Genomic DNA, 12,955 nt, shown 5'->3' on the forward strand with positions numbered 1-12,955 from the left:
AGAAAGGACATTAGAGAGGCAAAAGCACAAAAATAGACCAAAAAAGGCCTGTCGGGACAGAAAAGCTTATGTGGGATACAGTGAATTCATCTCAACCGAAGCGTGGGTGCATTATTCAACGGTCTTAATATGGGTTTTCGTGTTTCATTTTGGGAGTCCCAATTTTTAAGTGAGTGACTTTGTACAATGCGCTACTCCCCGGAGACCCTGATGAACGCAGTGTTCCGATAGTTTTGGCGTTTCGGGCTTTAGCGTTTTAGCGTTTTAGCTTGTGGCCTTGTGGGGTCCTGGAATCCATGCTCGTGCCTCGCTCAACTCCTGGTATGGATGTTCCTTGCTCGACTCCAGGCAGAGGGGATGAGATCACAAACCGTACTTTTTTCACAGTAGGACCGTAAAATAGTCATGACTTTTTTACGGTTTTGGTGGTTAGAGTTTGCGTTTTAGCGTTTTAGGGTTTTAAGGTTTTAGCGTGACTGGGATCCTGGAGTCCATGCTCGTTCCTCGCTCGATTCCAGGTATGGGAACGGAACGAAAAAGAAGAGTTTCCCGCAAAGTCATACGGATAATGAAGAAGCTAACCTGATGAGGCGGATCAAAACTTGCGCAGATAAATCTTGACATCCAGGCAAAGGGGAATAAACAGGCTCTAAAACCCAAAAATAATAAGATCATAGGGATTTGGAATCCCCAAAAATGGCCTGTTTTAGGTAATTAAAGAGACAGGGAGAGGAAAATGATCATAGACAGAGTTTATGACAACCTGGGGGACAGGCTGGTGAAGAACAAGGTCATGTTGCTGTTCGGTCCAAGGCAGGTTGGCAAGACCACATTGGTCAGGAGATATTATGATCTCCATCCCGGGAAAAAATTGTTCCTCAATGGCGATGACATTGTGGTTCAGACAACCATGGCTTCCCAGGATCAGGCTGGAATATTGGGCAGGGTTGAGGGATACGAACTGCTGATCATAGATGAGGCTCAGAGAATACCCAATATTGGCCTGGCACTGAAAATACTGGCAGACAACCGGCAGGACTTGGAGATCATTGCCACAGGCTCTTCGTCCTTCGATCTCATGGGTCAGTTGGGCGAACCGCTCACCGGAAGAAAAACGAGTTTACTGCTCTATCCTGTCTGGGTTGGTGAGTTGTTGGAACATCACAACCGGTTTGAACTGGATGCCATGTTGCCCCAACTGCTCATTTACGGGATGTATCCTGAAATAGTGACCGCTTCAGGTAAGCAGCGGAAAACCGATCAACTGAATGAGATCACCAATTCTTATCTGCTGAAAGACATCCTCGAGCTGGATAAGGTCAGATCAGCCCAGCCAGTGATAGATCTTCTCCGCCTGCTTGCTTTTCAGATCGGGCATGAGGTATCACAGAATGAATTGGGAAAGCAATTGGGGCTCGATCACAAGACTGTGGCCAGATATCTGGACCTGTTCGAAAAATCCCACATTCTCATTCGCCTGGGCGGTTTTAGCCGAAACCTCAGGAATGAGATCACTTCAAAAGCCAAATACTATTTCTACGATAATGGCATCCGCAACTCCCTAATCGCGAATTTCAACCCCCTGGAACTGCGTAATGACATCGGAATGTTGTGGGAAAACTTCATCATCACTGAAAGGGTCAAAAAGCGAGCCTATCATAGTATCCATGCCAACCACTATTTTTGGAGGACTTGGGACCAGCAGGAAATCGACCTGATCGAAGAAAGAGAGGGGAAGCTCTTTGCCTATGAGATCAAATGGAAGAAAGACAAATTCAAAATACCACGGAAATTTCAGGAAGCGTATCCCGGAAGCGAAATAACCCTTGTTAACCGGAAAAACTATCTGGAGCTGATCCTGTGATCCGGCAAATGTGCATTGAGATGGATGGAGATGATGAAAGGTTAGGTTATGGTGCAGTTTATGCCTGTTATAGGTTGATTTTAGGGATTAGTATTCCCAAAAATTACCATTCTTTAGGGAATTTATTCCGCTTCGCTCCTCCGCGGGGACCCCGGGAAGCCAGTGTTCCGATAGTTTTGGCGATTTGGCGTTTTAACGTTGTGGCGTTGTGAGGTCCTGGAGTCCATGCTCGTGCCTCGCTCGACTCCAGGTATGGATGTTCCTTGCCCGACTCCTGTTATGGGGACGGGATGACAAAGAAATGGATCCTCTCTGTACAAGGATTTGAGGGATATTTTGTGATTTCGGGGAATTGATTCCCCAAATATCGTAATATTGGGGGATTGAAATCCCCGATTTTAAGATTTCCATTGACATTAATCCTTATGCCGGGTAATTTGTCCAAGAGGTGAATATGATCGCCAGAACTATTCTTGAACTGATACCGCAGTACATGCACAAAGGCCGCGCCATCATCATTTACGGTGCCAGGCGGACAGGCAAGACCACGATCCTCAACTCCCTGGCCGCGGGCCTGAAGGATCTCCGCTATATCAATTGCGACCTGATAGACGGCCAGGAAGCCTTCAATTTTAAAAACAGCGACGCGATCCGGCTCGAATTTGGGCGCTATTCCCATCTCCTGATCGATGAAGCCCAAAGGGTGGGGGATATCGGCATCAAACTCAAGGCATTGATCGACACTCTTCCGGAGCTGCAGATCATTGCCACTGGTTCTTCTTCACTGGACCTCTCCAATTTCACCAGCGAGCCTCTGACCGGCAGAAAATTCGAGTTTTTGGTCACACCTCTTTCCACTCAAGAGATCTATCTCCAGGAAGGTATTGATGCCGTTAAGGGAGGATTGGCTCAAAGGCTGGTATTTGGAAATTATCCGGAAGTGTATCTGGAGAAAACCATGCCGGTGGAGATCATAAAGGAGATAGCCGGTTCCTACCTGTTCAAGGACCTGCTTGTTTATCAGGATATAAAGCGCCCGGACCTCCTGAAGCAATTGCTCATTGCCCTGGCTCTGCAAACCGGCAGCGAAGTTTCCTACACTGAACTGGGAAATACAGTGGGTATGGACAAGAAAACCGTGGATAGGTACATTGGCCTCCTGGAACAGTGTTTTGTCATCTACAGGCTGGGCTCGTACAGCAGGAATCTTCGCAATGAGCTTAAAAGAGCGGTGAAGATCTACTTTTGGGACAACGGGATCCGGAACGCGCTGATCAATAGATTCGAAGCTTTGGATAAGCGAAGTGACCTGGGCGCTCTCTGGGAAAATTACGTGATCACGGAGCGCAGAAAACTGATGCTGAACAGACGGGCGAACTTCGACCACTATTTCTGGCGAACCACAGCCCAACAGGAGATCGACCTGATCGAAACAGAGGATGAGCGGATCAGAGCCTTTGAGCTAAAATGGAATCCCGGGAAAAAACCCAAAATACCCTCCTCGTTCAGCCAAGCCTACCCTTCATCTGAAAACATGGTCATCAATCCAGAAAACTATCTGGAATCATTGCTCTGACCTCTTGGATAGATGCTTCAAACAGGTTTGGCTATGGAGCAGGGATGCACAGGATGGAGATTTTCCCTACGGATTAGACGGATTATACGGATTCAACGGATGAAGACGTGCGTCCACGAATTAACGTTTCCCGCAGATCCCGCGGATGAAAAGGCAGATTTCGCAGATCTAAAGAGAATGTGGATCAAAAGACGTGGAACCAATTCTACATTTTACATTCTACATTGGCAAAGCCCTTTTGTCCCTTTTCGCATTCTTCGTTTTCTTGATGGAGCGGTTCAATTCCCGGATGATGCCCAGACCCCGGTCCCTCAGGTTGGTGAGCCTTTGCCGGTAGTTGGGCCGGACTCCGGTGGCCTCGAGATTGGCGATCACGAATCCGAATTTGGCGATCGTCTCGTAGAAGCGCCTGATCTCCAGATGGAGCGGTTTGGCGGGATCGGCGGCGACCAACTCGCGGAAGGAGCTTTTCAGGTCCAGGTTGTTCCTCCGGAATTCATCCCAGGCCTCGTGTTTGAGGGCTGCCACCACCTTGCAGGCGATCTCGCGGTCGCACTTCTGGTTCTTCTTCCTGGTAAATTCGCTGAGGATCCCCGTGTTGACGGCGATCTCGGAGATGATGTCCGCCGCTTTGGATTTCCTGACCATGGCATCACTGAAGATGTTGCGGACATAATCCAAAGCGGTCTTGGTCAAACCTGCTATATCCAGCATCTGAAACTCCCGTGGCTTTTTGATTATCTTGCTCCGGCGGGGCGGATGTGTCAAGAAATAATTGGGGTTTCACGGGGATTAACTGCCTCACACAGATTTCACAGATTTCACAGATTCAAAAAAGACAAGCACGCAGATCTCGCAGATAGCGCAGATTTTTTGTAATAGATCAGGGAGCACAGGATCGGTCTGGATGAGGGGGAATCTTTGCCCACAAATTATACCAATTACACGAATGAGCGCCATCACGCCAAAACGTTAAAACGCTAAAACGCTAAAACCTTAAAACCCCATCACTCATATTTCCGCGTTCCCCTTTCCGCTCCCGGAACATGAAAAAAGGCTCTCTTTCAAAACGAGTGGGTGATACAAAACTCTGATATTTGATCAGCCCGGAGGGCGACAGATCTTAGCCCGGGGTGGAGCGCAGCGGAACCCCGGGCTAAATTGTTGCGCCCTCCGGGCTTTATCCTCTTGGTTTGAAAGTAAGCCTGAAAAAAACCCCCGGAGACTACCAGGGGCTGCGTAAAAGCCTTAGAGGCCAGATATGGAGTTATTTGAGCAGGACCATCCTGCGGGTGCTTTGATAGCTTCCCGCGCTCAGGCGGTACAGATACAGGCCGCTGGAGACCTCCTGGCCGCTGTCGTCCCGGCCGTCCCAGAGCACCTTGTACCAGCCGGCGGGCTGGTCCGCGTTGACCAGGCAGCGGATGAGCTGGCCCTTGGAATTGTAGATCCAGAGGCGCACCGGGGCGCTTTCCTTGAGGGAGTAGCTGATCTGGGTCTCGGGGTTGAAGGGGTTGGGATGGTTGCCCAGCAGGGCCGTGGCGGTGACGGGAACGACTTCGTCCGGATTGGAGACGACGCTCATGACGAAGTTTTGGGTGGTGGTCTGGTTCACGTTCACGACCACACCTTCGACGGTCTGGTCAACGAAGCCGGCGGCCGCGCAGGTGACGTCCCAGGCGCCGATGGGCAGGACCAGGGTGTAGGCTCCGACGGAATTGGTGGTGGCCGAATAGCCGGGCACGGAGACGGTGGCCCCGGCGATGGGGGCGTTATTGGTGCGGCGCACCACTCCGGCGATCATGCCCGTCTCCTGGAATTTATCCAGGGGATTGGAGAAGGAGGCGACGGAGACCACGTTGTTTGTGTAGACGGCTTTGACGGCCCAGCGGTAGGTTCCGTTGGGCAGGGTTTGCCAGCCGGGGTCGGTGAGGGAATTGGCGGTGATGTCCTGGGGCGTGAGGAGGCTCCAGGCGCTCTCGTTGGTCTCCTGGCCGGCGCTCAGGCGCCAGACCCGGTAGCCGGTGAGGAGGCGGCCGCTTTCAGAGCCATCCCTGCGGCGCGATCCTCCGGGCAGGGGCAGGCTGGGTTCCGTTCTGCTCCAGCCTTCCTCCCTCGCCCTGGAATGGTGGGTGGTGGGCACGGGGCGTCCGCCAAAGCCGCCGGAGCCGTGGGACCTGGTTTCCAGGTCGGAGCCGGCAAAGCGGAGCACTTCGCCGGTCATGGCGTTGCCGATATAGATGTTGTCGATGAACCACATATGCCAGAGCCCGTCGTTGGAAGGGCCGTCCACGGCATTGAAGGCCAGCTTGACCTGCTGGCCGCTGTAGGCCTCCAGGTTCACCGTGATGGGGCTGGCATAGGCGTTCAGGCCGCCCGTCTGCTCCGTGGCGTCCCAGATCGGGATCCAGGTGTTGCCGTTGTCTGTGGAGATCTTGACGTAGTAGTGGTCCTGGTTCACGGAGCCCAGATAGACGAAGGTGTCGAAATGAAGGTAGCCGGCCGGGGGGCTGTTGAAGCTGGGCGTGATCAGCCATTCGTCCTGATGGCCGTAATCCCAGCGCAGCCCGGCCTGGTGGAGCCCGTCGGTGGGATTGATGGGCTGGCCGCTGTCTGAGGCGGCACCCACGCGGCACCAGGTGGGGAAAACGCCCTGGGTGTTCGGGGCTCCGGTGTTGGTGATGATCTGGCTCCAGTTCGCCGGCGGGAAATTCTCGTCCTCGAAGCTTTCGGTGATCTCGGTGGCGTTGGGGTCCGGGGCCTGCCAGCTGAGGTTCACCGAATTGCCGGAAACGTCCGCCTCGGCCAGGACGGTGTGGGGCGCGTAGGCCACTTCGCTTAAGGTGATGGTGCCCATGTCGTATGCACCGGCCCCGACGTTGATGGTGCCGTTGGCGGCAACGTAGCCGGGGGCGAGGATCACGTATTCATAGCTGTTGTTGGCATAGACGGCGGGGATGGTGAAAGCGCCGGTGGCGATGGTGGTGGCGCTGTAATCGGCATAGCCGGCCAGATGGATCGAAGCGCCGTTGATCCCGGCCTGGGTGTCGCTGGCGATCACGGTCCCGCTCACGTTCACGGTCGCCATGGGCGCCATCGCCACATCCAGGACCTCGGTCTCATCCTCGTCAATGGTGATGTTGAAGGTTGAGGTCTCGTAGCCATAGGTGCTGAAACTCACCGTGTAGTCGTCCGGCAGAATGTTCTGGATGGCGTATTGGCCTGATGCGTTGGTGGCGGTGGCATAGCCGCCGGTGGCGAACTGGACCAAGACCCCTTCCAGCGGCACTCCGCCTGCCCCGGTGACGGTCCCGTTGATATGCCCCACTCCGCCGGGAATGACCACGAATCCGGTCTTGGGAAACTGGCCCGTGGGTGTGCCTCCGGCGGGCGGATTGGCCGGGTCATAGAGAGTTGAGTCGCTATAGACGTTGCGGGCGCGGTTGGAGCCCACGGTCTGGCAGAGGAATTGATCCGAGGAGGAGAAATAGGTGCTGTCCATGGGCCGGTTGAACATCAGCACCAGGTTTTCCCCGTTCAGATACATGTAGGGCTGGTTGAAGGGGATGTTGATCAGGTTGGAGCCGGAGGGATAGTCGATGGTCCCGTCGAAGACCAGGGTGAGCTGGGTGGAGGGGATCCAGCCGGCGGAAAGGTCGGGCTGGGTGGTGGTGCCGATCCAGACCTTGGTGGGCTTGGCCGGCAGATTGGTGCTGAAGTTGTTCCAAAGCTGGATGCCGAGAATCTGGCCCATGAAATTGCCCATCTCGGCGGGGTAATAGAGAGTTTCGTAGAGCGAATTGCGCCAGTAGAAATCCAGGGGCATGCGGGCGTTCTGGTTGCCGTCGCCCACCACGAAGTTCCATACCCCGGCTGGCTGGACGTTCACGTTCAGGCTGGGGGTCTGGTCGTTGGCGGGATTCTCGTCTCCGGGCAAAACCACCTTTCCGTAGAGGATCTCCGGGCCGGCCGCATCCGGGGTCCAGGGAATCGTGAAACTCTGCAGCTGGCCGGGCTGGATCGCTGTCCCGTTGACGGAGCCGACCTCGATCGCCGCTCCCCGGAACAGCTTGACCTGATAGGCGCTCTGGGCTTCCGAGCCGCGGTTGCGGATGGTGACCTCATAGTTATTGGGTGAGCCGGCGGTGGGGGTGATGTTCCCGACGATGGAAACTCCGGCCAGATCATTGGGCACGGCGACGACGGGATTGAATTCATAGATCTCCCCCTGGGCCGGGAATGATGATACGGAGGAATTTTCCGCCGTGCTGGAGGCCGTGGGCGGTGTTCCCGGGGTAACGCTGTAATACCATCCAGCACCGCCGGGGGCCATGTTGATCCCGATCGAGGCCGAGGCGTTGCTGGGCGTTCCGGTGGCAGGACCGTAGATGATGTCGATCTTGCCGTTCTCGTAGATACGCGCCTGTAAATTGAACTGGTTGGTGGCGCTGTAATTCCACTTCAGGTTGGTGTACTGGACCATGAAGACCCGGTTGGGCGCTGTTCCGGAGAGCAGGTATTGGGCGTCTCCGCTCGAGAGGCTGGTGTCGTCCCAAAGCGGCGCTATCACCGGACGGATCGTGGTCGAAGCCAGCTGATTGCTCAGGTTGCTGCTGGTCTGGTTTCCGCCCAGATCGATCCAGCCATTGGAAGAGATCTTGATCTGGCTGATGGTGGCGTCGCCATAGGGAAAACTGAAGCCCAGAGGAATGGCCGCGGAGAGCATGTCGTCGCCCGAGATCCCGGCATTGGTGCCGGTGATCGGGGAATAGGTCCCCATCGTTGCGTTGAAGCTGTAGTATTCGTCGATGGCCGCGAAGGCCAGGGTGGCCCCAAGCAGCGCCAGGACGATCAAAAGGGCTTTTAGATATCTCAAAGTATGCTCCTTGTTCAAGGGATTTAAAGCTTAAGTTTCTGATTTGGGCAGAGGGCCATAGTGTCAAGCATTAAATGAGCGGGTGGGCAATCCCGGGGCAGCAGAAAACGGTTGTTATCAGGAAAAGCCCCGGAGGGGCGCAGGCTGTTGACAAACCCCGCCGCAGGTGGGGTTTGTCAGCAGGCTACGCCCCCTTCGGAGCTGATTTTCTTTTACAAACTCCTTTCAAGGGTGTTCCGCTGCGCTCCTCCGAAAAGACCCCTTTCGGCTCAAGGTATTTCCCCCTTTTGCCCAACTCACCCATCACTCACTTGTCTCCCGCCCACCTCCCGCCGGGCTGGCGGTTACTCAGCGGGTGATGGGCAGGTGGCGGACAGGCTGGATTTCTGGAAAATAAAAGCGGGTTGCCGATCTGGAGAAGCGGCAAAGGCAGCAAGATTGCCTTCAGATGCGGTCTGGGACATCTGTCACTACTGACAAACCCCGCCGCAGGTGGGGTGAAGGAATATAGGCGGCGGCTTCAGCCGTCGTATTTAAAAAAGAAGACATCCCTGTTTGTCAAAGCCCCGGAGGGGCGGCATATCTTAGCCCAGGGTGGAAACCCTGGGATAGCGGGATTCCGGTTATTGTTGGAATAAGCCCCGGAGGGGCGATACAACTTAGCCCAGGGTGGAAACCCTGGGGTGCGGGGTTCCGGTTATTGTTAGGATGAGCCCCGGAGGGGTGACGCCTGTTGACCCCCCCCCCCGCAGGTGGGGTCAAGGAATATAGGCGGCGGCTTTAGCCGTCGTATTAAAAGCTGGTGTGTTCGTTGTTGCTGGCCCCACCCCCACCCCAAACACGGATTGCATCTGTGTTTGGGGAGGGGGTGGGGAATTTGGGGAAACAAACGATCCCTCCATAAATACCCGGGATAAATCCCGGTTCTATTGTCCTGCACCGGTTGAACCGGTTTGTTTACAGGCTGAGCGGCCTGCGACCGCTATGGCAAAGCGGAATTTCCATCCCTTCTTGGCCCTGATTAAAACCTGACCCACTCAAATTGCAAGAGAGCCTGAAAAAACCGCCGGAAACATTGTCCCGGCGGCATTTCCAATATATTGTCCGCGGTTTATTTCAGCCTGATGGAGAAGGACAGGCGCAGGCTGCGGAAGAAGCTGGTGTTCCAGAGCTGCGTGCTTTCCGGGCGGAACATGCCCATCAGGTCGATCTGCAGGTTTTCGCTGGGCCGGAATCCCAGGCCGTAGGTGAAGTTGGTGTATGAATCGCGGGTGATGATCCGCTGGGTTTCCATCTCGTATTCGTTATCTTCGTAGTAAATCTGGGGGTCGGGATTGGCGGCTGAAGTGAGGGTCACTGTGACGGGCTCCACGTTGGTGGGTTCGTAGAACCGGGTTTCCGTGCTGTAACTCTGGGAGAAGATGGAGCCGAAGCGCAGAGCCCATTGCAGGTTGTTGGCGAACCAGTATTCCAGACCGACGGGAACCACCAAATTGGTTTCATTGAGGTTGTGTTGGGTGGTTCCGGAGATGCCATGGCTCCTTGTCTGGGTGCTCAGCCATTCGCCTTCCTCGAGGTAGACATCATCCTGGCTGCTGAAATGGAAGTCGTAATCACCTTCCTCCTTGTGGTTCAGGTGGCTCCAGGCGAGGCCGGTGCCGAACCAGGTGCGCCGGTTGAGGGGATAATGGAGGCGCAGGCGGGCCATCATCTCCAGCCCGGAAACATCCCCGGTCATCTCCTGGCTGTAGTCCTCGCTGCCGAGCTCCGTTTCGTTATCGTTGTAGTCGTAAGAGCCAATCTCGGATATCTGGTTGTCGAAGCTGACCAGGCTGATACTCCCCTGCAGGGAGAGATATCCCTCGTCCTGGCGCCGTTCCTGTTCCTTCAGGACCTTGCGGTAACCGAGGGCCAGTCCGCCGCGGAAACCGTTCTTGGTCTGCTTGTAGTCCCATGCTTCGCTTTCGGCCTCGTTGGTGTTTTCTGCCAGATAGATTTGCTCCGCCGCGTCCTCTACGTTCAGATCGGAATCCACCAGTTCCAACAGGAGGCTGCCCCTCAGTTCGGCATGGTCAAGCTGTTTGGCCAGGGCGAATTCGCCCAGGAAATTGCCGCTTTGTAATTCCCCGCCAAAATCGCCGGTGATCTCTTCTGATCTGGAGAACGGCTCTATACCCGGGTCATTTTCCTCCAGGCTGACCAGGGTCTCCAGGGTATGGGTGCTGTAGTCGCCGGGCTCAAAATCCAGCAGTTCGCTGGAGCAAAGGTTGTGGCCGTATGTTTCGTTCACCCAGCCGAGTTTCAACCCCGCCCGGAGTTTATCGCTGATCTCATAGGCGTGGTTGAGGAAGAACTCCCAGCCTTTGTCGTAAACCCAGTTCTGATAGTGCTGGCTGTAGGTGTAATGCCTGTCGTAGAGGCCGTTTCCATTGGTGTCATAATACTCCTGCCAGATGTTTTCGACCTCGCCCCAGGCCATGTTCCTGTCGTCACCGGGAATGTAATAGTCGATCATTCCGGGTTCCTTGAGGTCATAGTATTTGAAGAGCAGGGCGCGTTTGAGGTTTTCCAGCATGCATTTGTCCGTGGCCAGCCCGATCAGGAGGTGGTTGGCGCCGTCATTGGCGTAGATCCGGTCCTCCGAGCTGAAATTGCTCAGGTTGCTGAAGATGTGGGTCCCCTCGATGTAGTTGAGTTCGATGGGGTCAAAGGCCAGGTCGGCTGTGTCGTCCAAAACGCCGCCGGTGCTGAGATTGCGGAAGGAACTGATCCCCTGTCCGGCCAAAACCAGGCAGGCGGAGGCCAGGATGGCGATGATGAGCGCGCGTTTCATTGGGCACCTCCAGTCGCGGCAAGGCGAAGCGTTGTATCAGGCACAAAGTTGACCGATATGTTGTCCACAAAGGCGCAATCCAGGTTGGCATTGACCGAGCCGTCCTTGGTGTAGGCAAATTTGATCTCCAGGGTTGGCGAATTGTGGGTGAAGGTGTGGCTGTAGGTCTGCCAGCCGCTGTTTCCGGACCAGGATTCGACCTGGCTGCCGTTGACGTAGAAGCGCAGGTGATCCCAGCCGGATTCGCTGCTCACGCGGTAATCGAATTCGACGGTCACCGCGGAACCGCTGTTGACGCCCAGGCTGGTGGAGATCCAGCTTGACTGGGAGTGGGCGATCTCGCCGGAGCGCAAGGCCCAGCCACGCAGCAGGGTGTGGGGCACAAGGTACCAGTCTGCGTCGCCTCCGAGGGTGAATTCCGGCGGCATCACTCCGGAATCGAAGTTCCAACTCAGGACCTGGGAGTCATACAGAGTGATGCTCCGGGTGTTGGACATGACGGTCTCGAAGGGATCATTGGGATGGTTGGCGTCGATCGCGGAAACACGGTACTCATAGGTGTTTCCCATCACCAGGCCCGCCGCGTCGGTGTAGCTGGTGGCGTTGGTCTGGTTGAGCGTCCCCACCAAGACGAAATCCGGAGCGCCCAGGAGCCGGCGGTAGATCCTGAATCCCGTCTCCGCGCTGCAATTCTCCGTCCAGGTGAGCGTGACCTCGGTTTCCCCGGGGGTCTGGTCCAGTTCGGTCAGGTTGGGCGGATTCATCGTGTAGAGGTTGTGGATGGTGGCGGTTGCAGTGTTGGAATCGGAATAGAGGCCGGTTTTGGTGATCTGGTAGCTGTAGGTGTTTCCCGGCAGGACACCGGCGTCGGTGAAGGAATACACATAGCCCGGGGTGGTGTTTTCCGCGACCGTGGCGATCTCGGTGTTGTCCCGGGTGATCACGAAATCCCCGGGGATGTCGGCCCTGTCCTGCCAGAGCAGGGTCAGGGTGCCATTGAAGTTGATCCTCCAGTAGAGCAGCGGGCTCTGCAGGGACGCGGTCTTGACCGTCAGGGTGTCCGCGAGGTCCATTCCGGTCTTCACCACCGTGGCGATCGTGTAGTCGTAATAGGCGTTGGCGCCAAGATTGGTGTGGGTGTAGCTGTTCTGGGCCTTGTCGGTGATCGTGGCGACCGTGTAGCTTCCCCGTAACAGCCTGTAGCAGAGGAAATTGGCATCAGTGGAGGCCCGCCAGGTGAGCGTCACCTGGTCCGCCCTGATGTTGTAGTTGCGATATCCCACCGTGAAATCGCCCTCTGCCGACATTAGCAAACTGCGGTCGAACAGCGGTGCCAGATTGGCGTTGTCGAGCTGGTAAACAGACGGTTTGAGCAGATCCGGCTCGCAGGCCGCCAGCAACAACAGGGCCAGCAGAGCGGGCAGGACCAATATCCTGAATCTCATAACAAACCTCCCGGGGTATGTTTTGTGGCCGAGGCTGGCCATCACCCCGTTTCCTTTGAATTATGAATTCTTTATTCTGTCAAGTTTATTTTTGCTCAATGGTTGAAACATCACGGATTTCTTGCCCTCTCGTGCTGAGCATGGTGTGAACCAGGGATCGGCCAGAAATGTTCATTGCCCCGGTTTTCCCTGTTTTGAACGGAAACTGAGGCTGGCGTGAGAGCTAACCCGATTATTTAAGGCATACCCCCAAAAAAGTGGCATGCTAATGTTATAATCACTTACCTTAAAACGAATAACCTATACATTATGTCCATCGGTTGAATGATTTGGGTCATGTGCGAAAATACATTCCAAGACA

The 12,955-nt window shown here is 55.2% G+C and carries 6 protein-coding genes; 2 read left to right on the top strand and 4 right to left on the bottom strand.

Annotated elements, in window-relative coordinates; translation table 11 throughout:
* Nucleotides 1-736 precede the first annotated feature (736 nt).
* Together K0B87_07555 and K0B87_07560 are read left to right on the top strand one after the other, a co-directional pair.
* A complete protein-coding gene (locus tag K0B87_07555) occupies nucleotides 737-1,864 on the top strand; it encodes an ATP-binding protein (GenBank protein MBW6514595.1) in 1,128 nt (375 codons plus the stop codon).
* Nucleotides 1,865-2,318: 454 nt separating this feature from the next.
* Entirely contained in the window at nucleotides 2,319-3,440 is a 1,122-nt protein-coding gene (locus tag K0B87_07560) for an ATP-binding protein (GenBank protein ID MBW6514596.1), read from the top strand.
* A 219-nt stretch (nucleotides 3,441-3,659) separates the two neighbouring features.
* Here K0B87_07560 and K0B87_07565 read toward each other — a convergent pair whose 3' ends face one another.
* The 4 genes from K0B87_07565 to K0B87_07580 all read right to left on the bottom strand — a co-directional run bounded on the left by K0B87_07565 (nucleotide 3,660) and on the right by K0B87_07580 (nucleotide 12,594).
* On the bottom strand, nucleotides 3,660-4,154 hold the full coding sequence (locus K0B87_07565) for a hypothetical protein (GenBank protein ID MBW6514597.1): 495 nt from the start codon (nucleotides 4,152-4,154) through the stop codon (nucleotides 3,660-3,662).
* A gap of 553 nt (nucleotides 4,155-4,707) precedes the next feature.
* Nucleotides 4,708-8,316 carry a carboxypeptidase regulatory-like domain-containing protein gene (locus K0B87_07570; protein MBW6514598.1) on the bottom strand — a complete coding sequence of 1,203 codons (3,609 nt, stop codon included), beginning with the start codon at nucleotides 8,314-8,316 and terminating at the stop codon, nucleotides 4,708-4,710.
* Between the two features lie 1,111 nt (nucleotides 8,317-9,427).
* Nucleotides 9,428-11,149: a hypothetical protein gene (locus K0B87_07575; GenBank protein MBW6514599.1), complete on the bottom strand. Its 1,722-nt coding sequence runs from the start codon at nucleotides 11,147-11,149 to the stop codon at nucleotides 9,428-9,430.
* Nucleotides 11,146-12,594, bottom strand: coding sequence for a hypothetical protein (locus K0B87_07580; GenBank protein MBW6514600.1), 1,449 nt, complete (start codon nucleotides 12,592-12,594; stop codon nucleotides 11,146-11,148). Before K0B87_07580 ends, K0B87_07575 begins: the two co-directional genes overlap by 4 nt.
* Nucleotides 12,595-12,955: the final 361 nt, after the last annotated feature.

The organism is Candidatus Syntrophosphaera sp. (assembly GCA_019429425.1).
Taxonomy (GTDB): domain Bacteria; phylum Cloacimonadota; class Cloacimonadia; order Cloacimonadales; family Cloacimonadaceae; genus Syntrophosphaera.

What these genes read in the sequence shown, in the direction of transcription:
- K0B87_07555 (MBW6514595.1), top strand. Translation starts at nt 737, where the DNA reads ATGATCATAGACAGAGTTTATGACAACCTGGGGGACAGGCTGGTGAAG.
- K0B87_07560 (MBW6514596.1), top strand. Translation starts at nt 2,319, where the DNA reads ATGATCGCCAGAACTATTCTTGAACTGATACCGCAGTACATGCACAAA.
- K0B87_07565 (MBW6514597.1), bottom strand. Translation starts at nt 4,154, where the DNA reads ATGCTGGATATAGCAGGTTTGACCAAGACCGCTTTGGATTATGTCCGC.
- K0B87_07575 (MBW6514599.1), bottom strand. Translation starts at nt 11,149, where the DNA reads ATGAAACGCGCGCTCATCATCGCCATCCTGGCCTCCGCCTGCCTGGTT.
- K0B87_07580 (MBW6514600.1), bottom strand. Translation starts at nt 12,594, where the DNA reads ATGAGATTCAGGATATTGGTCCTGCCCGCTCTGCTGGCCCTGTTGTTG.